The 21,945-nt window shown below is 69.1% G+C and carries 24 protein-coding genes; 6 read left to right on the forward strand and 18 right to left on the reverse strand.

What is annotated here, in order from left to right; translation table 11 throughout:
• The first annotated feature begins 45 nt into the window (after nt 1-45).
• Nucleotides 46-2,724 (forward strand): bifunctional acetate--CoA ligase family protein/GNAT family N-acetyltransferase, encoded by a 2,679-nt coding sequence (locus AC1D2E_RS10180; protein WP_478197293.1) that lies wholly within the window; start codon nt 46-48, stop codon nt 2,722-2,724.
• A 22-nt stretch (nt 2,725-2,746) separates the two neighbouring features.
• On the opposite strand, the gene AC1D2E_RS10185 is transcribed toward AC1D2E_RS10180, so the two are convergent.
• Together AC1D2E_RS10185 and hemN are read right to left on the reverse strand one after the other, a co-directional pair.
• A complete protein-coding gene (locus AC1D2E_RS10185; protein WP_478197294.1) occupies nt 2,747-3,460 on the reverse strand; it encodes a sulfite exporter TauE/SafE family protein in 714 nt (237 codons plus the stop codon).
• A 151-nt stretch (nt 3,461-3,611) separates the two neighbouring features.
• The gene (gene hemN, locus AC1D2E_RS10190) at nt 3,612-5,000 is read right to left on the reverse strand and encodes an oxygen-independent coproporphyrinogen III oxidase (RefSeq protein ID WP_478197295.1); all 1,389 of its coding nucleotides are present in this window, start codon (nt 4,998-5,000) and stop codon (nt 3,612-3,614) included.
• Between the two features lie 151 nt (nt 5,001-5,151).
• On the opposite strand from hemN, the gene fnr reads away from it, so the two are divergent.
• Complete coding sequence (gene fnr, locus AC1D2E_RS10195) at nt 5,152-5,868, forward strand: fumarate/nitrate reduction transcriptional regulator Fnr (RefSeq protein WP_478197296.1); 717 nt, start codon at nt 5,152-5,154, stop codon at nt 5,866-5,868.
• On the opposite strand, the gene AC1D2E_RS10200 is transcribed toward fnr, so the two are convergent.
• The 10 genes from AC1D2E_RS10200 to AC1D2E_RS10245 all read right to left on the reverse strand — a co-directional run bounded on the left by AC1D2E_RS10200 (nt 5,849) and on the right by AC1D2E_RS10245 (nt 14,241).
• The gene (locus AC1D2E_RS10200) at nt 5,849-6,094 is read right to left on the reverse strand and encodes a hypothetical protein (RefSeq protein ID WP_478197297.1); all 246 of its coding nucleotides are present in this window, start codon (nt 6,092-6,094) and stop codon (nt 5,849-5,851) included. The genes fnr and AC1D2E_RS10200 overlap by 20 nt on opposite strands.
• 4 nt (nt 6,095-6,098) lie before the next feature.
• Nucleotides 6,099-6,377 (reverse strand): FixH family protein, encoded by a 279-nt coding sequence (locus AC1D2E_RS10205; protein ID WP_478197298.1) that lies wholly within the window; start codon nt 6,375-6,377, stop codon nt 6,099-6,101.
• 23 nt (nt 6,378-6,400) lie between these two features.
• Complete coding sequence (gene ccoG, locus AC1D2E_RS10210; RefSeq protein ID WP_478197299.1) at nt 6,401-7,843, reverse strand: cytochrome c oxidase accessory protein CcoG; 1,443 nt, start codon at nt 7,841-7,843, stop codon at nt 6,401-6,403.
• A 22-nt stretch (nt 7,844-7,865) separates the two neighbouring features.
• Nucleotides 7,866-8,783 carry a cytochrome-c oxidase, cbb3-type subunit III gene (ccoP, locus tag AC1D2E_RS10215; RefSeq protein WP_478197300.1) on the reverse strand — a complete coding sequence of 306 codons (918 nt, stop codon included), beginning with the start codon at nt 8,781-8,783 and terminating at the stop codon, nt 7,866-7,868.
• Nucleotides 8,780-8,926, reverse strand: coding sequence for a cbb3-type cytochrome oxidase subunit 3 (locus AC1D2E_RS10220; RefSeq protein ID WP_478171248.1), 147 nt, complete (start codon nt 8,924-8,926; stop codon nt 8,780-8,782). Before AC1D2E_RS10220 ends, ccoP begins: the two co-directional genes overlap by 4 nt.
• Nucleotides 8,927-8,940: 14 nt before the next feature.
• Nucleotides 8,941-9,564: a cytochrome-c oxidase, cbb3-type subunit II gene (gene ccoO / locus AC1D2E_RS10225; protein ID WP_478197301.1), complete on the reverse strand. Its 624-nt coding sequence runs from the start codon at nt 9,562-9,564 to the stop codon at nt 8,941-8,943.
• 9 nt (nt 9,565-9,573) lie between these two features.
• Nucleotides 9,574-11,013, reverse strand: coding sequence for a cytochrome-c oxidase, cbb3-type subunit I (ccoN, locus tag AC1D2E_RS10230; RefSeq protein WP_478197302.1), 1,440 nt, complete (start codon nt 11,011-11,013; stop codon nt 9,574-9,576).
• 67 nt (nt 11,014-11,080) lie between these two features.
• Entirely contained in the window at nt 11,081-11,218 is a 138-nt protein-coding gene (gene ccoS / locus AC1D2E_RS10235) for a cbb3-type cytochrome oxidase assembly protein CcoS (RefSeq protein WP_286372281.1), read from the reverse strand.
• Nucleotides 11,218-13,530 (reverse strand): heavy metal translocating P-type ATPase, encoded by a 2,313-nt coding sequence (locus AC1D2E_RS10240; protein ID WP_478197303.1) that lies wholly within the window; start codon nt 13,528-13,530, stop codon nt 11,218-11,220. Before AC1D2E_RS10240 ends, ccoS begins: the two co-directional genes overlap by 1 nt.
• Nucleotides 13,531-13,584: 54 nt before the next feature.
• Nucleotides 13,585-14,241 (reverse strand): OmpW/AlkL family protein, encoded by a 657-nt coding sequence (locus AC1D2E_RS10245; protein WP_478197304.1) that lies wholly within the window; start codon nt 14,239-14,241, stop codon nt 13,585-13,587.
• Nucleotides 14,242-14,490: 249 nt separating this feature from the next.
• Here AC1D2E_RS10245 and azu point away from each other — a divergent pair, with 249 nt between their 5' ends.
• The 3 genes from azu (at nt 14,491) to AC1D2E_RS10260 (ending at nt 15,871) form a co-directional block, all read left to right on the forward strand.
• Nucleotides 14,491-14,943: an azurin gene (azu, locus tag AC1D2E_RS10250; RefSeq protein WP_478197305.1), complete on the forward strand. Its 453-nt coding sequence runs from the start codon at nt 14,491-14,493 to the stop codon at nt 14,941-14,943.
• A 73-nt stretch (nt 14,944-15,016) separates the two neighbouring features.
• Entirely contained in the window at nt 15,017-15,508 is a 492-nt protein-coding gene (gene phaP / locus AC1D2E_RS10255; protein WP_478197306.1) for a TIGR01841 family phasin, read from the forward strand.
• Nucleotides 15,509-15,625: 117 nt separating this feature from the next.
• Entirely contained in the window at nt 15,626-15,871 is a 246-nt protein-coding gene (locus AC1D2E_RS10260; RefSeq protein ID WP_478171255.1) for a hypothetical protein, read from the forward strand.
• Between the two features lie 39 nt (nt 15,872-15,910).
• Here the strand turns inward: AC1D2E_RS10260 and AC1D2E_RS10265 are convergent, their stop codons facing one another.
• Entirely contained in the window at nt 15,911-16,246 is a 336-nt protein-coding gene (locus AC1D2E_RS10265; RefSeq protein WP_478197307.1) for a hypothetical protein, read from the reverse strand.
• Nucleotides 16,247-16,274: 28 nt separating this feature from the next.
• A complete protein-coding gene (locus tag AC1D2E_RS10270; protein ID WP_478171257.1) occupies nt 16,275-16,850 on the reverse strand; it encodes a cob(I)yrinic acid a,c-diamide adenosyltransferase in 576 nt (191 codons plus the stop codon).
• A 68-nt stretch (nt 16,851-16,918) separates the two neighbouring features.
• Between AC1D2E_RS10270 and AC1D2E_RS10275 the strand changes: the two genes are divergently transcribed.
• Nucleotides 16,919-18,343 carry an FAD-binding oxidoreductase gene (locus tag AC1D2E_RS10275; protein ID WP_478197308.1) on the forward strand — a complete coding sequence of 475 codons (1,425 nt, stop codon included), beginning with the start codon at nt 16,919-16,921 and terminating at the stop codon, nt 18,341-18,343.
• A 267-nt stretch (nt 18,344-18,610) separates the two neighbouring features.
• On the opposite strand, the gene AC1D2E_RS10280 is transcribed toward AC1D2E_RS10275, so the two are convergent.
• The 4 genes from AC1D2E_RS10280 to AC1D2E_RS10295 form a co-directional block, all read right to left on the reverse strand.
• The gene (locus AC1D2E_RS10280; protein ID WP_478197309.1) at nt 18,611-19,492 is read right to left on the reverse strand and encodes a CsgG/HfaB family protein; all 882 of its coding nucleotides are present in this window, start codon (nt 19,490-19,492) and stop codon (nt 18,611-18,613) included.
• Between the two features lie 108 nt (nt 19,493-19,600).
• On the reverse strand, nt 19,601-20,542 hold the full coding sequence (locus tag AC1D2E_RS10285; RefSeq protein ID WP_478171260.1) for a ParB/RepB/Spo0J family partition protein: 942 nt from the start codon (nt 20,540-20,542) through the stop codon (nt 19,601-19,603).
• Nucleotides 20,543-20,547: 5 nt separating this feature from the next.
• Nucleotides 20,548-21,090, reverse strand: a complete 543-nt coding sequence (locus tag AC1D2E_RS10290; RefSeq protein ID WP_478197310.1) for an RBBP9/YdeN family alpha/beta hydrolase — start codon at nt 21,088-21,090, stop codon at nt 20,548-20,550.
• Nucleotides 21,087-21,944, reverse strand: a complete 858-nt coding sequence (locus tag AC1D2E_RS10295; RefSeq protein ID WP_478171262.1) for a ParA family protein — start codon at nt 21,942-21,944, stop codon at nt 21,087-21,089. The genes AC1D2E_RS10290 and AC1D2E_RS10295 overlap by 4 nt, the downstream gene beginning before the upstream one ends.
• Nucleotide 21,945 lies beyond the last annotated feature (1 nt).

A 21,945-nucleotide genomic window follows, 5' to 3' on the forward strand; every position in this document is an offset into this window, starting at 1 on the left:
AAGCCGGCGCATGATGCGTGCCTGCTGTTCCTGCCGAGGCCATCCATGAGCATCCGCCACCTCGACCGACTGTTGTCGCCGCGATCCGTCGCCGTCTTCGGCGCCTCGAACCGACCCGGCGCGATCGGCGCCACGGTCTGGCGCAACCTGCGCGCCGGCGGCTTCGCGGGCCCGGCCTACCCGGTCAATCCGAAGCATGCGCGGCTCGGCGACGAGCCGGTGTTCGCGCATGCGGCCGACCTGCCCGCGCCGCCGGACCTGGCGCTGATCTGCACGCCGGCGCGGACGGTGGCGCGCCTGGTGGCCGAACTCGGGGCCCTCGGCACCCGGGCCGCGGTGATCCTCAGCACGGGATTGAGCGCCGCAGAGAAGCAAGCCGCGCTCGACGCCGCGCGCCCGCACCTCATGCGCCTGCTCGGACCGGGCAGCATCGGCCTGCTGAGTCCGCGCCTCGGCCTCAATGCCAGCCTCTCCCCGGTCGACGCCTTGCCGGGCGAACTGGCATTTGTCTCGCAGTCCGGCGCGCTGGCGAACGCCATGCTGGACTGGGCCAGGAGCCGGGGGGTCGGCCTGTCGCACCTGGTGGCGCTGGGCGAGCACTGCGACGTCGACGTCGGCGACCTGCTCGACCGGCTCGCGAGCGACGGCCGCACGCGCGCCATCCTGCTCTACATCGAATCGATCGAATCGCCGCGCAAGTTCATGTCGGCCGCGCGTGCCGCCGCGCGCAACAAGCCGGTGATCGTCGTCAAGGCCGGCCGCGCGGGCCAGGGCCTGCGCGCCGCCGCGTCGCACACCGGCGCCCTGGCCGGTTCGGACATCGTCCACGACGCGGCCATCCGCCGCGCCGGCATGCTGCGCGTGGACACGCTGCAGGAGCTGTTCATGGCGGCCGCGACGCTGGCGCGCTTCCGCGGCAACCAGAGCGATTCACTGACCATCCTGGGCAACGGCGGCGGCGCCGGCGTGATGGCGGCGGATGCCGCGGCCCGTGCCGGCATCCGGCTGGCCGAACCCGGCGCCGCGCTGCTGGAACAGCTCGGCGCGATCCTGCCGCCGAACGCATGCCTCGCCAATCCGATCGACATCCTCGGCGACGCCCCGGCCGAACGCTACGCAGCCACGCTGTCGGCCCTGCTGGCGGAGCCGTCGACCGGCGCGCTGCTGCTCGTCCACGCCCCGACCGCGGCGCTGCATGGCGAGGACGTCGCGCGCGCCTGCGCGCCGCTGCTGCGCAGCGGCAACCCGCGCCTGATGGGCTGCTGGCTCGGCGATGCCGAGATGGACCCGGCGCGCCGGCTGTTCGATGCCGCCGGCGTTCCCGACTACCCGACGCCCGAGGACGCCGTCCGGGCCTTCGGGATGCTGCAGACCTACCGCCGCAACCAGGCCCTCCTGATGGAAGCGCCCAGCGCGAGCGAGAACCCGGCGCCCGACGTGCCGGCGGCCAGGCGGCTGCTGGAAGCCGCGGCCGCCGACGGCCGCGAATGGCTCGGCGAGCATGAGGCCAAGGCGGTGCTGCAGGCCTACGGCGTGCCGGTGGTGCGCACCCTGGTCGTGCCGGCCTCGGGCGAGGGCCTGCTGGAGGCGGCCCGCGAGCTCGGCTATCCGGTGGTGCTCAAGATCGTCTCGCGCGACGTCGCGCACAAGACGGACGTCGGCGGCGTCCGGCTGGACCTGCGCGATGCGGCGGCGCTCGAACGCGCCGCGATCGAGATGCGGCAGGCGGTCGAAAGCGCGCAGCCCGGTGCCCGCATCGACGGCTTCACGGTGCAGCCCATGGTGCACCGGCCGCATGCACAGGAGGTCATCGTCGGCGCCAGCATCGACGAGGTCTTCGGCCCCGTGGTGCTCTGCGGCGGCGGCGGCATCGCGGTGGAGGTGACGGCCGACGTCGCCGTCGCCCTGCCGCCGCTCAACCGCAGCCTGGCGCGCGAGCTGCTCTCCCGCACCCGGATGTCGCGGCTGCTGGCCGGCTACCGCGACCACCCGCCGGCCGACCTCGACGCGCTGCACGATGTCCTGATCGCGGTGTCGCAGATGCTGGCGGACCTGCCGCAGCTGGCCGAGCTCGACATCAATCCGCTGTGGGTCGACGAGCACGGCGCGCTGGCGCTCGATGCGCGGCTGCGGGTGGCGCCCGGGCCGGTCGCCGGTGCCGCCCGCTTTGCGATCCGGCCCTATCCGACGCAATGGGTCCGGACGATCGAATGGAACGGCCGCACCCTCGTCCTCCGCCCGATCCGGCCCGAGGACGAGGCGCAGCACCTGCGCTTCCTGGCGAAGCTCGATCCGGAGGACATCCGCATGCGGCTGTTCCAGGCCCGCAGCGAGTTGCCGCGCAGCGAACTCGCCCGCCTGACCCAGATCGACTACGACCGCGAGATGGCCTTCATCGCCGAAGCCATCGGCGACGACGGCCTGCCGGAGACGCTGGGCGTGGCCCGCACCATCTGCGACCCCGACAACGTGGAGGCCGAATTCGCGCTGGTCGTGCGCTCGGACCTCAAGGGCGGCGGGCTCGGCAGGCTGCTGTTCGAGCAGCTGATCGCCCATGCGCGCAGCCGCGGCACCCGGCGCCTGGTCGGGCTGATCCTGCGCGAGAACGCCCGGATGCTGAAGCTGTCGCGTGCCCTGGGCTTCGTGCGCGCGCGCAGCGAGGAAGAATCGTCCGACGTGTTCCACGTGGTCATGAATCTGGACCCGCCCGCGTCCGGCGCCTGAGGCGCCGCGAAGAAGGCGAAGCTCAGCGGCACCAGATCTCGATCTGCTGCGCGAGATCCATCCGGAGCGCCTGCAGGGCCACCGCGGCGAGCAACACGCCCGCCAGACGCGTGCCCCACTGCTGCGACATCCGGCCGGCCCCCGAACGCAGACGCTCGAACAGCCACGGCGCCAGCAGCAGCGACACGGCACTGCCAGCCGCGAACAACGCCATGACGGCCGCGCCCTCGAGCACGCCGTTGCTCAGGGCCGCCAGCATCAGCGCCGAGTACAGGAGGCCGCAGGGCATCGCGACCCACAATGCACCGGCCGCCAGCACGCCGAAGGGGCTGCGGGTCATGGGCCGCAGCCGTGCCGCGGCCCATCGTCCGAAGCGATGCGCCCACGCCGGTTGCCGGCCCGAGGCGGCGAGCAGAAGGCCCCAGGCGAACACGAAGACATGCAGCAGCATCCAGGCCGGGCGCAGCGCGCTCAGCTGCCCGCCCGCCAGGGCCAGGCCCTGCACCATGGCGGCAGCCACCGCCCCGGCAGCCGCATAGCCCGCCACGCGCCCGGCGTGAAACAGCATCCCCGCTGGCAGCGAACGGGCCGAGGGCTCCAGCACGGCAGCGCCGCCGCCGACCGGTGCACGCACCAGGCGGACCACGCCCGCGCAGGCGGCGCCGCACATCGCGACGCAGTGCGGGCCGCCCACCAGCCCCATCACCAGCGCGGAGGCCAGCAGCGCCGCCTGCATGGCTCAGTTGTCCATGTCGCTGCGCGCCACCCACAGCGCATGAAACCGACGCAGCCCAATGCCAGGGATACCGCGGAACCGGCTTTGCCGGGCCGCTGGTATCGCCCCCTCGAGGGGGGCGCCGCAGGCGCTATCGGGGGTGGGCTTCACTTCAGACGATGCGCGAGAAGCGCGTCCGGTTGCGGTCGGCCTGCAGGTAGCGGTCGAACACCATGGCGATCGCGCGCACGAAGAACCAGCCGAGCGGCGTGACCTCGATGTGGCGGTCGCTCAGCAGCACCAGCCCCTGCGCCTCGAGCGGCTCGAGCGCTTCGAGTTCGGCGGCGAAGCACTGCGCAAAATCGACCAGGTGCGCCGCACCGATGGTTTCGAAGTCGACCCGCCCCTGGCACATGATCGCCATGATCACGGACCGCCGCAGCACGTCGTCGCGCGTCAGTGCCAGGCCGCGCACCACCGGCAGCCGCCCCTGGTCGAGCAGGTCGTAGTACTCCTCGAGCGTCTTGGCGTTCTGGCTGTAGGTGGCGCCGATGCGGCCGATCGCCGACACGCCGAGGGCCACCAGGTCGCAATCCGGCTGCGTGCTGTAGCCCTGGAAGTTGCGGTGCAGCCGACCCTGCCGCTTGGCCACGGCCAAGGCGTCGCCGGGCAGCGCGAAATGGTCCATGCCGATGTAGACATAGCCGGCCGCGGTGAGCGCGGCGATCGAGCGCGACAGCATCTCGACCTTGGTCGCCGCGTCGGGCAGGGTTTCGGTGGCGATGCGGCGCTGCGCCTTGAAGCGCTCGGGCAGGTGGGCGTAGGCGTAGAGCGCAATGCGATCGGGCCGCAGCGCGCAGACCTGGGCCAGCGTGCGGTCGAAGGACGCGGCGCTCTGACGCGGCAACCCGTAGATCAGGTCGACGTTGACCGAATCGAATTCCAGCCCGCGGGCGGTGGCCATCAGGTCGAAGACCTGTTCGGCGGGCTGGATCCGGTGCACCGCCTTCTGCACGTCGGGGTCGAAGTCCTGGACGCCGAAGCTGAGCCGGTTGAAGCCCAGCGCGGCCAGCGTCACGAGGCGCTCGCGGTCGACGGTGCGCGGGTCGATCTCGATCGAATGCTCGCCGTCGGGCGACAGCGTGAAGGCATCGCGGAGCATGGCCATGAGCTGGCGCAGGCAGGCATCGTCGAGGAAGGTGGGCGTGCCGCCGCCGAGGTGGAGCTGGCGCACGACGGCACCGCGGCCGAGCTTCTCGACCTGCAGCGAGATCTCTCGGGCCAGGTAGTCCAGGTACTCGCGGCCCTTGCTCTTGTGCTTGGTCACGATCTTGTTGCAAGCGCAGTAGTAGCAGAGCGATTCGCAGAACGGGATGTGCACATACAGCGACAGCGCCCGGGCGCTGGCGCCGGCCCCGCCGCGCTGCTCGAGCGTCTGCGCATAGTCCTCGGCCGTGAAGGCGTCGACGAAGCGGTCCGCGGTCGGATAGGAGGTGTAGCGCGGCCCTGGGACGTCGAATTGCTGCAGCACGGCCGGCGTGGGCACCGGGACGGACGGCATAAGAACGGGAGCGGAGGCAATGAGCATCGCGGACGGCGGCAAGGGCTTTGGTGTGTCACTATGCCGCTGTCGCGACCCGCAAACCTTGACCTGGGTCAAGCATCCGGCCCAGCCCCCATCGGACAATCCGCCCATGACCTCGACTGCATCAATGAAACCAGAAAATATCAAGGTCGCCTGTTCCAACTGCAACCTGCGCGAACTGTGCATGCCGGTGGGCCTGGCGCCCGGTGAGCTGCAGCGCATCGACGATATCGTCGCCACGCGACGCAAGGTCAAGCGGCGCGAGACCCTGTTCCGCAACGGCGAGCCCTTCACCTCGCTCTATGCGATCCGCACCGGCGTCTTCAAGACCCGGGTCACGAGCGAGGACGGGCGCGACCAGGTCACGGGTTTCCAGATGGCCGGCGAGATCATCGGGCTGGACGGCATCGTCAACGACCAGCACACCTGCGACGCCGTGGCGCTGGAGGATTCCGAGGTCTGCGTGATGCCCTTCGACCGCATCGAGGAGCTGTCGCGCGAAGTGACGGCGCTGCAGCGCCATGTGCACCAGATCATGAGCCGCGAGATCGTCCGCGAGCACGGCGTGATGCTGCTGCTCGGCAGCATGCGGGCCGAGGAGCGGCTGGCGGCCTTCCTGCTGAACCTGGTGCAGCGGCTGCATGCGCGCGGCTTCTCGCGCTCCGAGCTGGTGCTGCGCATGACCCGCGAGGAGATCGGCAGCTATCTCGGGCTCAAGCTCGAGACCGTCAGCCGGACGCTGTCGAAGTTCGCGGCCGACGCCATCGTCGAGGTCGAGCAGCGCAACGTGCGCATCCTCGACCCCGAAGCACTCCGGCACATCGTCAATCCGCCAGGTTGTTGATCTCCCGCGCCGAGCGGGTCAGCATCAGGGTCAGCGCGCCCGACGCCACGGCCAGCAGCCAGAAGGCGAAGAAGCCGACCGTGTAGACGGCCTGCCGCGAGGCCCCGAGCGCCTCGCCGCGCCAGTGCAGGTCACCCGGATCGACCAGTGCGAACACCAGCACCTCGAGTGCGCAAGCCAGCAGGAAGGCCGGCCAGAGAATCCACATCCAGCGCTGCGCCCGCATGGCCTCAGCGCCTCGGGCCCGGCACGTCAGCGCCCGGCGTCACTGCGTGGTTGCGACCGGCCACCGCCGGCATCAGCTTCTTGTCGGGCAGCGTGCGGTTGATTTCCACGCCCTTGCGGTAGTAGTCCTCGTCGACCACCGGATCGGGCGTGCGCAGGGCCAGCCACAGCGTGGCGAAACTCGCGATCACCACCACGCCCGGCCCGCCGATCACCATCCACACCAGCGGAAAGCGGTACCAGGGCGGACAGGGGCGGCTCGCGTCGTTCTCGTCGGTCATCATCGTCTCCTAGGAAACCAGGGGGTTCATCGCGGGACCAGGAACACGGCCTTCTCGGACACGCTGCCCAGGCCGCCTTCCGCACGGACATCGAAGTGCACCTTGTGCGAACCGGCCGGTGCCGCGCCGTAGGGCAGCTGCAGCCGGACCGCCACCCAGCGCGACTGCGCCGGCGCGACCTCGACCACGGATTCCGAGGACACGTGCAGCCCTTCGAGGCCGCTCGCCTCGATCCGGTAGCGCTGCACCTGCTCGGTGGCATTCATGATCTGCAGGCGATAGACATTCTCGAGCTGGCCGCCCTCGACGATGCGCGCCAGCGACGCGCGATCGCGCACCACGTCGACCTTGAGCGGCGTGCGCGTCACCAGGCTGGCAAGCAGGCCGATGCTCAAGGCGGCCAGGATCGTGGTGTAGATCAGCACCCGCGGCCGCAGCACGCGGCGCAGCACCTGCTGCGGCGTCCAGCGTCCGGCCATGCCGTTCTGGGTGGCATAGCGGATCAGGTCGCGCGGGGTCTCCATCTTGTCCATGACGATGTTGCAGGCGTCCACGCAGAGGCCGCAGCCGATGCATTCGTACTGCAGGCCCTGGCGGATGTCGATCCCCGTCGGACAGACCTGCACGCACAGCTTGCAGTCGATGCAGTGGCCGAGTGCCGGCGCCGTCGCTGGCCGCGCCTTGGACGGCACGCCGCGCGGTTCTCCGCGCGCGGCGTCATAGCTGACGATCAGCGTGTCGCGGTCGAACATCGCGCTCTGGAAGCGCGCGTAGGGGCACATGTACTTGCACACCTGCTCGCGCATGAAGCCGGCGTTGCCGTAGGTCGCGAAGCCGTAGAACAACACCCAGAAGATTTCCCAGGAGCCCATGCGGGTCTGCAGGAACTCCATGGCCAGCTCGCGGATCGGCGTGAAGTAGCCGACGAAGGTGAAGCCGGTCCAGAGCCCGATCGAGATCCAGACCACATGCTTGAACCACTTCTTGACCAGCTTCTCGGTCGAGAAGTCGCCGCTGTCGAGTCGCATCCGCGCGATCCGGCTGCCTTCGATCTTCTCCTCGACCCACATGAAGATCTCGGTGTAGACGGTCTGCGGGCAGGCATAGCCGCACCACAGGCGGCCCGCCACCGCGGTGAACAGGAACAGCGACAGGGCCGAGATCACCAGCAGCCCGGTCAGGTAGATCAGGTCCTGGGGATAGAGCACCAGCCCGAACAGGAAGAAGCGCCGGGCGCCGAGGTCGAACAGCACGGCCTGGCGCTGGCCCCACGCCAGCCACGGCAGTCCGTAGAACACGATCTGCGTCGCGAACACCAGCGCCCAGCGCCAGCGAGCGAAATAGCCGCTGACGCTGCGCGGATAGATCTTCTTGTGGGCCGCGTAGAGGCCGACGCTCTCCTCGGCCGGCGCGATCGGGATCACGGTGCGCGGCTTCTGTGGCGTCGGTTCGGTCATGGAAGCGCTCATGGGGGAACTCAGGCCATCGGCTTCATTGCGTCGCGGCGGCCGGCTTGTTGGACAGGCCCCAGACGTAGGCGGTCAGCACATGGATCTGCGCCTCGGTCAGGCGGCCCTGCTGCGCCGGCATCTGATTGGTCTTGCCGCCATTGATCATCGCGATGATCGCCTCCTGTCCGTAGCCGTGCAGCCAGATCTTGTCGGCCAGGTTTGGCGCACCCAGCGCAGGGTTGCCGACGCCGCCGATGCCGTGGCAGGCTGCGCAGGCCGAGAACTTGCTCTTCCCGAGTCCGGCGCGCACCGAGTCGTGCGGGCTGCCCGACAGGCTCAGCACGTAGTTGGCGAGGTTCTTGACGTCCTCGGCCGATCCGACCGCCTCGGCCATCGGCGGCATCACGCCGACGCGGCCAAGCGCGATGGTCTCGTGGATCTTCTCGGGCGTGCCGCCGTGCAGCCAGTCGCCATCGGTCAGGTTCGGAAAGCCCTTGCTGCCGCGCGCATCCGAGCCGTGGCACTGTGCACAGTTGTTGAGGAACAGGCGCTCGCCGATCGCCAAGGCGCCGGGATCGGTCGCCAGGCGCTCGACCGGCTGGGCCGAGTAGGCGGCGTAGACCGGCCCCAGTTCGGCGTTGGCCTTCTCGACCTCCTTGGCGTATTCGCCCTGGGTGGTCCAGGCCAGCGTGCCGCGGTAGCTGCCGAGGCCCGGRAACACCACCAGGTAGCCGATGCCGAACACGATGGTCAGCACGAACAGGCCCATCCACCAGCGCGGCAGCGGGTTGTTCATCTCGCGCAGGTCCTCGTCCCAGACGTGGCCGGTGGTGTTGTCGGTGCTGGCCGGGCCGCGGAAGCGCGCGGTCCACCACAGCAGCAATGCGCAGGCCAGGATGCCGCCGAGCGAGATGGCGGTCACGAACTGCGACCAGAAGTCGCTGGTGAAGTCACTCATGAGGGGTCCTCTTCGAAGGGGAGTCGTGCGGCCTCTTCGAAGGCCTTCGCGTTGCGGCGCGAATAGGCCCAGACCAGGATGCCGATGAAAGTGGCGAACGACGCCAGCGTGGCGGCGATCCGCAGGGTGGTGATGGTGTCCATCGTTGCGCTCCTGCTTACTTGAGTGCGAGACCGAGCGACTGCAGGTACGCGACGATGGCGTCCATCTCGCTCTTGCCCTTGACCTCGGCCGCCGCAGCCGCGATCTGTGCGTCGGTGTAGGGCACGCCGACCCGGCGCAGCGCCGTCATGTGGGCGGCGGACTCGGCGCCGTCGAGCGGCGTCTTCTCGAGCCAGGTGTAGGCCGGCATGTTCGACTCGGGCACCACGTCGCGCGGATTGTTCAGGTGGATGCGCTGCCATTCGTCGCTGTACTTGCCGCCGACCCGGTGCAGGTCGGGGCCGGTGCGCTTGCTGCCCCACTGGAAGGGGTGGTCGTAGACGAATTCGCCGGCCACCGAGTAATGGCCGTAGCGCAGCGTCTCGGCGCGGAACGGCCGGATCATCTGCGAGTGGCAGTTGTAGCAGCCCTCGCGCACGTAGATGTCGCGGCCCGCGAGCTGCAGCGGCGTCAGCGGCTGGACGCCGGTGACCGCTTCGGTGGTCGACTTCTGGAAGAACAGCGGCACGATCTCGACCAGGCCGCCGACCGCGATCACCAGCAGGATCAGCACGATCATCAGGAAGTTGTTGGTCTCGATCTTCTGGTGCGAGAAGCCGGCCGGGGTATTCGAACTCATGGTGTGTCCTCAGGCGTGGGCAATGGCGGTCTGCGGAATCGGCGACGGCCTGGAGAAGCCCGAGATCACCGTCATCCAGACGTTCCATGCCATCACCAGCATGCCGCTGAGATACAGGACGCCGCCGAGCACCCGCACCACGTAGTAGGGATAGGTCGCCTTCACGCCTTCGACGAAGGTGTAGGTCAGCGTGCCGTCGGTATTGACCGCGCGCCACATCAGGCCCTGCATCACGCCGGCGATCCACATCGCGGCGATATACAGCACGATGCCGATGGTCGACATCCAGAAGTGCAGCTCGATCGCCTTCACGCTGAACATCTCGGTGCGGCCGTACATGCGCGGGATCAGGTAGTAGAGCGAGCCCATCGAGATCAGGCCGACCCAGCCGAGCGCGCCGGAGTGCACGTGGCCGACGGTCCAGTCGGTGTAGTGCGACAGCGCGTTGACGGTCTTGATCGACATCATCGGGCCCTCGAAGGTCGACATGCCGTAGAACGACAGCGAGACGATCAGGAAGCGCAGGATCGGGTCGGTGCGCAGCTTGTGCCAGGCGCCCGAGAGCGTCATCACGCCGTTGATCATGCCGCCCCAGCTCGGCGCCAGCAGGATCAGCGAAAACACCATGCCGATCGACTGGGTCCAGTCGGGCAGCGCCGTGTAGTGCAGGTGGTGCGGGCCGGCCCACATGTAGGTGAAGATCAGCGCCCAGAAGTGCACGATCGAGAGCCGGTACGAGTACACCGGGCGGCCCGCCTGCTTGGGCACGTAGTAGTACATCATCCCGAGGAAGCCGGCGGTGAGGAAGAAGCCGACCGCGTTGTGGCCGTACCACCACTGCACCATCGCGTCCTGCACGCCGGCATAGGCCGAGTAGCTCTTCATCGCGCCCGCGGGAATGGCGGCGCTGTTGACGATGTGCAGCAGGGCCACCGCGATGATGAAGGCGCCGTAGAACCAGTTGGCCACGTAGATGTGGCGCACCTTGCGGACGCCGATGGTGCCGAAGAAGACGATCGCATAGGCCACCCACACGAGCGCGATCAGGATGTCGATCGGCCACTCGAGCTCGGCGTATTCCTTGCCGCTGGTGTAGCCCAGCGGCAGGCTGATGGCGGCGGCCACGATCACCGCCTGCCAGCCCCAGAACACGAACGAGGCCAGTGCCGGCGCGAACAGCCGGACCTGGCAGGTGCGCTGCACCACGTGGAAGCTGGTGGCCATCAGCGCGCAGCCGCCGAAGGCGAAGATCACCGCGTTGGTGTGCAGCGGCCGAAGCCGCCCGTAGCTGAGCCAGGGGATGCCGAAGTTGAGGTCGGGCCAGGCCAGCTGCGAGGCGATGATGACGCCCACCAGCATGCCGACCACGCCCCAGACCACCGACATGAGAGCGAACTGACGCACCACCGTGTCGCTGTAGACGGGCGCGGAAGGAGTTGGAGCATGCATCGCAGAACCTTCATTTATGAAACGAGCCCAGTGTCCCGGCGCCACGCGCGCGCGCGCTTGATGCAGGTCAATCGTTGCGCAGAATGCGCTCGCCTTCGCCCTCGACGTCGTCGAATTGACCACGGTCCACGGCCCACCAGAGGCCGGCGAGGATGAACAGCACCAGCACCACCGAGAACGGGATCAGCAGGAACAGGATGTCCATCAGGCGGTCTCCGCGCCGAGCGGACGGCCGGCCAGCCGCGCCGCGTTCAGCACCACCATCAGCGAGCTTGCGGCCATGCCGAGTCCCGCGAGCCATGGCGGCAACCAGCCGGCGATCGCGAGCGGCACGCACACCGCGTTGTAGCCGGCCGCCCACCACAGGTTCTGCCGCACCACCCGGAGGGTTTGCCGTGCCTGCGCGATGGCACCGGGAATGACGCCCAGCGAATCGCCAAGGACGACGAAGTCGGCGTTCGCACGCGCCAGCGGCACGGCCCGGCCGAAGGCGAAGGACGCATGCGCATGGGCCAGCACCGGCCCGTCGTTGAGTCCGTCGCCCACCATGGCGACCGCCCGCCCCTCGGCCTGCAGGTCCTTCAATCGGCGGAGCTTGTCCTCGGGCGTGCAACCGCCGAGCGCCTGGGCGATGCCGGCGCGCTGCGCCACCTCGCGCGCCGCGGCGCCGCTGTCGCCCGACAGCAGCCGCACCGACTGGCCCTGTGCGTGCAGCGCCGAGACCGCGGCAGCGGCGTCCTCGCGCAGGTCCTCGGCAAGCACGAAGCTCGCCACCCAACCCTCGTCGTCGCAGAGATGGACCTGGGCCGCCTCCACCTGCAGCGGCGCCACGCCGCAGTACGCGGCGGAGCCCAGGCGCAGGTGGCGCTCGGGGGCACCGGCGCCACGGCCCAGCGCGCCTTCGAGGCCCTCCCCCGCGCGTTCCGCGAGCCGCAGCAGCGTCCAGTCCGGCGCCATCCGGTGCTGCTCGTACCAGGCCCGGACCAGCGCCCGCGACGCCGGATGCAGCGACTGTGCCGCCAGCGCGGCCGCCAGTTCGACCGCGTCGCCGGGCCGCACGCCCTTGCGGCTGTAGACGCGCTCGAGGCGCGGCGTGTCGCGGGTCAGCGTGCCGGTCTTGTCGAACACCACCGTGTCGACCGCAGCCAAGGCCTCCAGCGCCTGCAGGTTGCGCACCAGCACCCCGCCGCGCGCCAGCGTGCCGGCGCTCGCGAGCATCGCCGCCGGCGTGGCCAGCGACAGCGCACAGGGACAGGTCACGATCAGCACCGCCACGGCGACCATCAGTGCCTTGCCCGGGTCGACCTGCCACCAGAAGGCGGCGGCCGCTGCCGCCGCAGCCAGCACCGCGAGCAGGAAGGGACGGGCGGCACGATCGGCCAACTTTGCGAGCCGCGGCTTCTGCAGCGAGGCGCTCTCCATCAAGGCGACGATCTGGGCGAAGCGGGTGTCCGGGCCGAGCGCCTCGACCCGCACCTCGACCGTCGCGCCGACGTTGTGGCTGCCCGCCAGCACCCGCGCGCCACACGGACGCGCGACCGGGCGGGACTCGCCCGTGATCAGCGCCTCGTCGGCCGAGGTGTCGCCGGCGACCACGCGGCCATCGGCCGGAAAGGCTTCGCCGGGCAGCACCCGCAGGATGTCGCCGACCGCCAGCCGCCGCACCGCGACGCGCTCGAACAGGCCCTCGGCATCGCGCCGCAGCACGCTGTCGGGCAGCCGGTTCATCAAGGCGTCGAGGGCGCCGGCGGTGCGGTCGCGCAGCCGCGCCTCGAGCCAGCGGCCGGTCAGCAGGAAGAAGACGAACATCGTGAGCGAATCGAAATAGAGCTCGCGGCCCAGCGGCCCCTCGGAATCGAAGGTGGCCGAAGTGCTGACGATGAAGGTGATCGCGATGCCGAGCGCCACCGGCAGGTCCATGCCGATGCGACGCTGCCGCAGGTCGCGCCAGGCGCTGCGGAAGAAGGGGCCGCAGGAAAAGATCAGCACCGGCAGCGTCAGCACCCACGAGGCCCAGCGCAGCAGCTGGGCGGCGTCGGGCGTCATGTCGCCGGGCTGCGCGATGTAGGCCGGATAGGCGTACATCATCACCTGCATCATGCAGAAGCCCGCCACCAGCCAGCGCCAGAGCGCGAGCCGCGACTCGCGCGCCCGCCGCGCGCTCGCCAGCATGTCGGCGGCCGGCACCAGACGGTAGCCCGCCAATTCGGAGGCCGAGAACCAGCGCGAGGGCTTGACGGTCGCCGCCGACCAGACCACGCGGGCTCGCCGGCTGGCCGCGTTGACCTCGGCCGAGAGCACGCCCGGCACCTGCCTCAGCGCGGCCTCGACCGTGAACCCACAGGCCGCGCAATGCATGCCCTCGACCACGACCTGCGACTCCCAGCGGGCCGCAGTGGCATCGCCGTCGTCCAGCGCGCGCCCGAAGCCCGGCCATTCGGCCGGATCGTCCAGCACCGACCAGGCCGACTGCGGCGCGGCAGGCAAGCCCGGGGCGCGAGAGAGCACAGCTTCCATGCCCCGAGGCTAGCCGGCGCAGCCGGCGGGAGATTGACCCAAATCAAGGGAGGGTCAGAATCGGTACCCCACGCCGACGCCGAACAACCAGGGGTCGATCTTCACCGTGGAGAGCGTCTGGCCCAGATGGCTCACGTCGGAGCGCATCTGCACCTTCTTGACGTCGAAGTTCAGGAACACGTTCTTGGCGACCGCGATGTCCACGCCGCCGCCGACGGCGAGGCCGAAGCTGCTGTTTTCGAGGTCGAGGCGGCCCACGGTGGGCACCGCCAGCTTCACCGAGCTGATGCGCGTGTAGTTCAGGCCGGCGCCGACATAGGGACGAATCGTCGCGTCGGGCTGGAAGTGGTATTGCAGCATCAGTGTCGGCGGCAACTGCTTGAAGGTGCCGATATCGACCGGGCCGCCCAGCGCGCTCTGCTGCACCGTCACCGTCATTTTCTGCGGCACGGTCAGCACCAGTTCGGCGGCGATGTTCGGCGTGAAGAAGTAGGTGATGTCGACTTCGGGAATGGTCTTGTCGTTGACCGTGATCGCATCGGCCGGCACGGCCAGCGAAGGAATCGGATCGGACTTGTTGGCCGTGTCGATGCGCACGGCGCGGGCGCGCACGAGCCAGTTGCCCTGCGCTTCCTGCGCCGCTGCAGGGAGGACGCACAAGGTGCCGAGGGCGGCGCCGATCAGTGCGCGCGTGAGATTGCTGCTAACCATTTCTTTTTGCTTCTCCAGTGATGGCCGACACACGAAAGTCGGCACTGGAGGCAGTGTCGGCCGCGGCTCGCCGCAGCGTCCTTGATCCAGGGCAACACGACGGTCGCCGCCCAAGCGGGAAGTGCAGGCTCACTGCGACGATGTTGACGCAGGTCATTGAACAGCGGCGAACACCCTCGACAATGAAGTCCGCGTTGCGCAAGGTGCGCGGCTCGCCTGTTTCTGTTTCTTTCCCTGGGGAACCCTTCCATGCTTCATCACCGTCTCACCGCACTCGCCGTGCTGGCCCTCGCCTGCGCTCCCGTCTTCGCCGCCGATTGCGCGGTCGAGATCGAAGGCAACGATGCCATGCAGTTCAACAAAGCCGTGATCGAAGTCAGCCAGAGCTGCAAGGAGTTCACGGTCAAGCTCAAGCACAGCGGCAAGATGCCCAAGCAGGCCATGGGCCACAACTGGGTGCTGGCCAAGACCGCCGATGTCCAGGCGGTCGCCGCCGACGGCATCGCCGCCGGCCTGCCGCAGGACTACGTCAAGGCCGGCGATGCGCGCGTCGTGGCCCATACGAAGATCGTCGGCGGCGGCGAGAGCGCCAGCGTCGGCTTCTCGCCGGCCAAGCTCGCGGCCGGCGACAGCTACACCTACTTCTGCTCCTTCCCCGGCCACTCCGGGCTCATGAAGGGCACGCTCAAGCTCGTCAAGTAGCCGCGGGGCTTTCACGAAACCCCTTTCAGGGCGTATCGTGGCAGCCCAACCTCAAATACTGGAGATAGCGCACATGGCCACCAGCAAGTCGAGCACCACCGCCGCCAAGAAGCCCCGCGCCGGGGGCATCCCCACGCCGGCCGATGTCCAGGATGCCTTCATCAAGCCGCTCAAGGGCATGGCCGAGCGGCTGCAGGACCTGCCGCTGGCCGGAGCCGCCGGCGCCATCGTCGAGAGCGGGCGCAAGGACCTGCAGGCGCTGGTGAAGGCCAACGAGAAGTCCTACCAGGGGCTGCAGGCCGTGGTGCAGCGCCAGACCGAGATGCTCAAGTCCTCGATCGAGGAATGGCAGGGCACCGTGAAGGGGCTGTCGGGCAACGACCCGCGCGAGGGCTTCGCCAAGCTCGACGCCATGGGCAAGGCGGCCTTCAAGCAGGCGCTGGACGACATCCGCGAGTTGTCGGAGATGGCGGCCAAGTCGCAGTCCGACGCCTTCGAGGTCGTGCGGCAGCGGATTCGCGACAACGTCGACGAGGTCAGCAAGCTGCTGCAGCCGCGCAAATAGGGCGCCCCGTTGGGCGGAATGGGTGTTTGTCCTGCGCGATATCGCGAAATAGGTCCGTGACTGATTGCGCAGGAAGCGTACATTGGAGCGATTCCTCAGCGATTGGAACGAAACCGCATGGCATCGAATTCTCAGACGCGCATCTCCGCCAGGGCGGCCGACGAAGCCGCTTCCCGCGAACGACTTCGGCAGGCGCTGCCTGGCACCGTCGGCCACCTGCAGAACCACCAGGCCGACCGCATCGACGACAGCGACATCGACGCCTACGTCCGGCTCAACTGGCTCGAATGGCATGGCGGCGGGCTGCGGCTCACGATCACCGGGCGCAACGTCTGCGCCCAGCTCGCACCTTCCGCGGCCTGAGCCTCGCTGCTTGCGGGCCGAAAGCGGCTCGGCCTCGTGTCAGGGCGCGTTGCCTTGAGGCCCGATGACCGGTGCGGCCGGATGCTGGCTGCCCTTCGGCGTGATCTTGCGGCCCAGGGCCTCGCCCCAGCGGCGCACCGGCGCGCTGGCGCGCTCCGCTGTGTGATCGACGCCGCGCCGGGTCGCATCGGCGCCGTGCGCAATGCCGCGGCCGGCGGCATCGGCTCCACGCCCGATGCCGCTCAGCACCTTGCTGTCTTTCACTTGCGCATTGTTGTCCGCGCCATGTGCCGAGAACGGCAGCACGGCGAGGGCGCCCATCAAGGCGCAGGCCGCGCCAGCGAGGCGGGCGCGGGGGGATTGGATCAAGGACATTCGTTGGCTCTCCTTCGCGCTTTCGGGTTCAGTCCTGGCGCTCGGCGGCGGCCCGGGCCATGCGCTCGCTCTTCCAGTAGACATCGTCGCCGCCGTCGACCCGGTTGAGCACCCGCGCCAGCACGAACAGCAAGTCGCTCAGGCGGTTGAGATAGTGCCGCAGCGCGGCGTTGATCTCCGCCTGCGCGCCCAGCGCCACCACCGCGCGCTCGGCGCGCCGCGCCACCGTGCGGCAGACGTGGGCCTGCGCAGCGGCACGGGTGCCCGCGGGCAGGATGAATTCGGCCAGCCGCGGCAGGGCTGCGTTGTGCTCGGCCAGCGCATGGTCGAGCTGCAGCACCGCCTCGGCCTTGAGCAGGGTGTAGCCTGGCATCGAGAGCTCGCCGCCCAGGTTGAAGAGCTGGTGCTGCACGTCGACCAGCAGCTCGCGCACGGCGGCCGGCATCGGCTCGCAGAGCAGCACGCCGATCTGCGAGTTGAGTTCGTCGACGTCGCCCATCGCCTGCACGCGCAGGTGGTCCTTGGGGACGCGGGTGTTGTCGCCGAGACCGGTGCTGCCGTCGTCGCCGGTGCGCGTTGCGATCTGTGTCAGGCGGTTGCCCATGATGTCTCTCTCGTGCGGGTTGAGGATGCGGTTCGTAGAATGTTAGACCCTTCAGGAGACCGCGCCCCATGAACGCCCCCACCGCCCCCTCCCATCTCACGCCCGAGATCGCGCTGCGCGCGGTGCCGGAGGCACTGATCGCGTCCCTGAAGGCCCGCTTCGGCGAGCGCTGCTCGACCGCACTGGCCGTGCGCACGCAGCACGGCCGCGACGAATCCTCCTTCGACGCGCCGCCGCCTTCGGCCGTGGTCTTCGCCGAGAGCACGCAGGACGTGGCCGATGCGGTGAAGCTCGCCGGCGCGTACAGCGTGCCGGTGATCCCCTTCGGCGTCGGCTCCTCGCTCGAAGGCCACCTGCTGGCGGTGCAGGGCGGCATCAGCATCGACGTCAGCCGCATGAACCGCGTGCTCTCGATCAACGCCGACGACCTCACGGTGACCGTGCAGCCCGGCGTCACGCGCAAGCAGCTCAACGAGGAGATCAAGAGCACCGGCCTGTTCTTCCCGATCGACCCCGGCGCCGACGCCTCGATCGGCGGCATGGCGGCCACGCGCGCCAGCGGCACCAACGCCGTTCGCTACGGCACCATGCGCGAGAACGTGCTGGCGCTCGAGGTGGTGACGGCCGACGGCGAAGCGATTCGCACCGGCACCCGGGCCAAGAAGTCCTCGGCCGGCTACGACCTGACCCGGCTCATGGTCGGCAGCGAAGGCACGCTGGGCGTGATCACCGAGGTCACGCTGCGGATCTATCCGCTGCCCGAGGCGGTGTCGGCCGCGATCTGCTCGTTCCCGAGCATCGAGGCCGCGGTGCGCACGACGATCGAGATCATCCAGCTCGGCGTGCCGATCGCGCGCGTCGAGCTGATTGACGTCAACACGGTGCGCATGGTCAACGCCTACGCCAAGCTGGGCCTGCGCGAGGAGCCCATGCTGCTGATGGAGTTCCACGGGTCGCCGGCCGGCGTCAAGGAGCAGGCCGAGACGGTGCAGGAACTGGCCAGCGGCCACGGCGGCAAGGCCTTCGAATGGGCCAGCACGCCGGAGGAGCGCACCCGCCTCTGGACCGCGCGGCACAACAGCTACTTCGCGGCCGTGCAGTCGCGCCCGGGCTGCCGCGTGATCTCCACCGACACCTGTGTGCCGATCTCGCGGCTGGCCGACTGCCTGCTCGAATCGGTGGCCGAGGCCGATGCCAGCGGCATCCCCTACTTCCTGGTCGGCCACGTGGGCGACGGCAACTTCCACTTCGGCTATCTGCTCGACCCCAACATTCCGGAAGAGCGCGTGACCGCCGAGCAGCTGAACCACGCGCTGGTGTCGCGCGCCCTGGCACTCGAAGGCACCTGCACCGGCGAGCACGGCGTCGGCCTGCACAAGATGGGCTTCCTGGTGACCGAGGCCGGCGCCGGCGCGGTCGACATGATGCGCACGATCAAGCGCGCGCTCGACCCCAAGAACATCATGAATCCGGGCAAGATATTTAGCATGTGACTCGCCCCCAGGTTGGGCTCACTTCGTGTAGCCCGCCCACCCCCTACCGGGGGCGCAGTCCGCGGCCCGGCGAAGCCGGTTCCGCGACTGCCCACGAACAGGCGCGCTGCGCGCAGCCGTAGAAAAACCCCAGCGCCAGTATTCACCGGCCGGCGCAGCCAGGCCCGATGGTGAAACACCGCGGAACCGGCTTTGCCGGGCCGCTGGTGTTGCCCCCGGTAGGGGGTGGGCGCCCGGACACGAAGTGCCGGGCAACCTGGGGGCGAGCTACTTCTTCTTTGCAGGCTGTGGCGCCGAAGTTTGCGACGGTGGGGCGGCGCCATCGACGCCCAGGCGGCCGCCGCCACCGAGGCCCTGGCCCTTCACCGTTTGCGCCTTGTAGCTGCGCAGCGCGATGACCATCTGGTTGAAGGCATCCATGAAGGCGGCGCTGATCACCTTGCCCTGGGCCGTGTTGGTGTAACCGCCGAGTGCTGCCCCGCCGCTGCCGCCGAAGACCGAGCCGAAGGCGCCGAAATCGGTCTTCGAGGCGCTGCCCTCCGAGGCCGCGACCTGCACCCCGGACCGGTTGTCGATCAGCGTCAACAACGCGCTCGCCTCCTTCGTCTGCATGCTGCCGCCGACCGCCGACAGCACGCCGCTGTAGCGGCCGCCGACCAGCCCACCGAGCGCACCGCCGACACCGCCGGCGTTCTGGTTGCTGAAGACGATCTCGGGCGACATGCCGTAGTCGGAGGCGACCATCTGGCCGGCGCCGAAGTTGCTGCCCTGGCGCATCTCGCCCGATTGCGACAACTGGCGCTCGCGCGACATGGCGTTCATCCCCGCCGCGCCGCGTTCGACCACCACGAAGCAGTTCGATTGCTGGATCAGCAGCCGCAGCAAGTTGGCGGTCGGCGGCAGCTTGTATTCATTGCGCAGGATCGTGTACCAACCCGCCGACTGGTTCTCGATCAGCGACACCGTGCCCAGCGGAGAGTCGCACTTCTCGAGTGCGCCGCTGGTGTTGGCGCTGGCACTGCCCGCGGCGCTGCCGGTGGCCACGGTCTTGGCGCTCTGGCTCCCCATCTGCATGTCAGTGGTTTGGCAGGCGGTGAGCAGCACCGTCCCCGCGGCCATAGCGGCCAGTGGCCATCTGGTGAGTGCCATTTGATTTCCCTCTTAGAACTTTCACATTAAAAAGTTGTAGCGGGAGCATAGGGCGGGTAACTGGTTGAATCAATTCAACCAGAAGCATGGGCCGCCGAGACGCGTGGTCTAGGCCGTTTGGCGGATCCGATCGATCAGGCCGTTGAGCGCATCGAGCGATCCGAAGTGGATCGCGAGCTCGCCGCGCTCCTCCACCTTCCCGCCGCGCCGGGTGCGCTTCTTGATGCGGACTTCGACCTCGGCCGCCAGCAGGTCGGCGAGTTCTTCCTCGACGCGCAGCAGGTCGCGCGACTTCTCGGCGTTGCCGCGCCGCGGCGACGGCGTGAGGCTGAACTCGGCCGCCAGCTTCTTGACCAGGGCCTCGGCCTCGCGGACCGACATCTTCTTGGCCGCGATCTGGTTGGCCGCGGTGATCTGCGTGCCCTTGTCGAGCGACAGCAGCGCGCGGGCGTGGCCCATGTCGATGTCGCCGGCCATCAGCATGGCTTGGGCGGGTTCGGCCAGGTTCAACAGGCGCAGCAGGTTGCTGGCGGCGCTGCGGGAGCGTCCCACGGCCTGGGCCGCGGATTCGTGAGTAAGCCCAAACTCTTGCACCAGTCTTTGCAGGCCATGGGCTTCTTCGAGCGGATTGAGGTCCTCGCGCTGGATGTTCTCGATCAGCGACATGGCCGCGGCGGCCTCGTCGGGCACGTCACGCACCAGCACCGGCACGCTGTCGAGGCCGGCCAGGCCGGCCGCGCGGAAGCGGCGCTCGCCCGCGATGATCTCGAATTCGGCCTTCTTCTCGCGCGCCGCATCGGCATCCAGCCGGCGCACCAGGATCGGCTGCATGATGCCCTGCGCCTTGATGCTCTCGGCCAGCTCGTAAAGCGCACCCTCGTCCATCCGCGTACGCGGCTGGTAGATGCCCGGCACCATCTGGTCGAGCAGGAGCGTGGTCGGGTTCGGCCACGCCGAGTCGTCGTTGACCGCGTTGTCCGCACCATTGAAGGTCGGGCCCAGCAGGGCCTCGAGGCCGCGGCCGAGGCCCTTGGGTTTTTTGGTCGCCATGGAGGTCATTCGTCTTTCAGTAGGTCGTTCAGCAGTTCGCGGCCTTCGGGCCAGCCGCCCAGGCCGGATTCGCTGTTGATGTGTCCGCGGGCACCGACATCGATGAAGCGTGCCCCCCAATCAGCCGCCATCTGGCGGGAACGCCCGGCCTCGCAGTACGGGTCGTCCTGGGCGGCAATCATCAGCGCCGGGAATGGCAGCGGGCGGCGCACGATCGGCGCCCAACCCGGGATCATCTGCCGAAGGTCGTCGCGCTCGACGTCGCCGGGCGCCACCAGCAGCGCCGCCCGCACCCGGTGCGTGTGACCGGAGTGGGCGGCCCAGGCCGCCACCAGGATGCACCCGAGGCTGTGCGCCGCGAGTGCGACCGGGCCTGGCGCCGCCAGGATTTCTTCCTCGAGCCGGGCGCACCAGTCGCCACGCAGCGGCCGCATCCAGTCGTGCTGGTCGACCCGATGATCGCCGTGGGCCGCCTCCCATCGGCTTTGCCAGTGGTCTGGGTCGCTGTTCTGCCAACCGGGCAGCAGCAGGATCTTTGGCGCGCTCAAAGGCCGTCCGGCATCTGAACCGCCACGGGCGGAGCGTCCATCGGGGCCGGCACCGGCGGCGCGGCCGCCTCGGACGCCAGCGCGCTGGCCGGGGGCATCTTCTCGACCAGTTCCTGCGCGAAGGCGACAAACGCCAGGCTGCCCTTGGCCAGCGGGTCGAACACCACGCCCGGCAGTCCGTAGCTCGGTGCTTCGGCCAAGCGCACGTTGCGCGGGATCACGGTGTCGAACACCTTGTCGCCAAAATGGGCTTTGAGTTGCTCGCTCACCTGCTGCTGCAGCGTAATGCGGGGGTCGAACATCACGCGCAGCAAGCCGATGATCTGCAGGTTCTTGTTGAGGTTGGCGTGCACCTGCTTGATGGTGTTGACCAGGTCGGTGAGGCCTTCGAGTGCAAAGTACTCGCACTGCATCGGGACGATCACGCCGTGGGCAGCGCACAGGCCATTGAGGGTGAGCAGGCTCAGACTGGGCGGGCAATCGATCAGGATGAAGTCGTACTCGGCACCGACCGCGGCCAGGGCCGTGCGCAGGCGCTTCTCGCGCCGGTCGAGCGCCACCATCTCGACCTCGGCGCCGGCCAGTTCGCGATTGGCACCCAGGATGTCGTAGCCGCATTTTTCGGAGTTGACACGCGCTTCCGCCACGGACGCCGACTCGAGAAGGACGTCGTACACCGTGGTTTCCAGCTGGCGCTTGTCGACGCCCGAGCCCATGGTGGCATTGCCCTGCGGATCGAGGTCGATCATCAGGACGCGCTGGCCGACCTTGGCCAGGCCGGCCGCCAGGTTCACGGTGGTCGTGGTCTTGCCGACGCCGCCCTTCTGGTTCGCGATGCAAAAGATCTTGGCCATG

The sequence above is a fragment of the Variovorax sp. P1_H2 genome, from assembly GCF_056405295.1.

Bases quoted from the DNA above. Each gene is read 5' to 3' on its own strand.
- ccoS (WP_286372281.1), bottom strand. From the start codon at position 11,218: ATGGACATCCTGTTCCTGCTGATCCCGTTCTCGGTGGTGCTGGTGCTG.
- AC1D2E_RS10295 (WP_478171262.1), bottom strand. From the start codon at position 21,944: ATGGCCAAGATCTTTTGCATCGCGAACCAGAAGGGCGGCGTCGGCAAG.
- AC1D2E_RS10205 (WP_478197298.1), bottom strand. From the start codon at position 6,377: ATGATGACCGACGAGAACGACGCGAGCCGCCCCTGTCCGCCCTGGTAC.
- AC1D2E_RS10185 (WP_478197294.1), bottom strand. From the start codon at position 3,460: ATGCAGGCGGCGCTGCTGGCCTCCGCGCTGGTGATGGGGCTGGTGGGC.
- phaP (WP_478197306.1), top strand. From the start codon at position 15,017: ATGGCCACCAGCAAGTCGAGCACCACCGCCGCCAAGAAGCCCCGCGCC.
- hemN (WP_478197295.1), bottom strand. From the start codon at position 5,000: ATGCCGTCCGTCCCGGTGCCCACGCCGGCCGTGCTGCAGCAATTCGAC.
- AC1D2E_RS10200 (WP_478197297.1), bottom strand. From the start codon at position 6,094: ATGCGGGCGCAGCGCTGGATGTGGATTCTCTGGCCGGCCTTCCTGCTG.
- AC1D2E_RS10275 (WP_478197308.1), top strand. From the start codon at position 16,919: ATGAACGCCCCCACCGCCCCCTCCCATCTCACGCCCGAGATCGCGCTG.
- AC1D2E_RS10265 (WP_478197307.1), bottom strand. From the start codon at position 16,246: ATGTCCTTGATCCAATCCCCCCGCGCCCGCCTCGCTGGCGCGGCCTGC.
- AC1D2E_RS10180 (WP_478197293.1), top strand. From the start codon at position 46: ATGAGCATCCGCCACCTCGACCGACTGTTGTCGCCGCGATCCGTCGCC.
- AC1D2E_RS10260 (WP_478171255.1), top strand. From the start codon at position 15,626: ATGGCATCGAATTCTCAGACGCGCATCTCCGCCAGGGCGGCCGACGAA.
- azu (WP_478197305.1), top strand. From the start codon at position 14,491: ATGCTTCATCACCGTCTCACCGCACTCGCCGTGCTGGCCCTCGCCTGC.
- ccoN (WP_478197302.1), bottom strand. From the start codon at position 11,013: ATGCATGCTCCAACTCCTTCCGCGCCCGTCTACAGCGACACGGTGGTG.
- fnr (WP_478197296.1), top strand. From the start codon at position 5,152: ATGAAACCAGAAAATATCAAGGTCGCCTGTTCCAACTGCAACCTGCGC.
- AC1D2E_RS10270 (WP_478171257.1), bottom strand. From the start codon at position 16,850: ATGGGCAACCGCCTGACACAGATCGCAACGCGCACCGGCGACGACGGC.
- AC1D2E_RS10220 (WP_478171248.1), bottom strand. From the start codon at position 8,926: ATGGACACCATCACCACCCTGCGGATCGCCGCCACGCTGGCGTCGTTC.
- ccoG (WP_478197299.1), bottom strand. From the start codon at position 7,843: ATGAGCGCTTCCATGACCGAACCGACGCCACAGAAGCCGCGCACCGTG.
- AC1D2E_RS10285 (WP_478171260.1), bottom strand. From the start codon at position 20,542: ATGGCGACCAAAAAACCCAAGGGCCTCGGCCGCGGCCTCGAGGCCCTG.
- ccoO (WP_478197301.1), bottom strand. From the start codon at position 9,564: ATGAGTTCGAATACCCCGGCCGGCTTCTCGCACCAGAAGATCGAGACC.
- AC1D2E_RS10280 (WP_478197309.1), bottom strand. From the start codon at position 19,492: ATGGCACTCACCAGATGGCCACTGGCCGCTATGGCCGCGGGGACGGTG.
- AC1D2E_RS10245 (WP_478197304.1), bottom strand. From the start codon at position 14,241: ATGGTTAGCAGCAATCTCACGCGCGCACTGATCGGCGCCGCCCTCGGC.
- AC1D2E_RS10240 (WP_478197303.1), bottom strand. From the start codon at position 13,530: ATGGAAGCTGTGCTCTCTCGCGCCCCGGGCTTGCCTGCCGCGCCGCAG.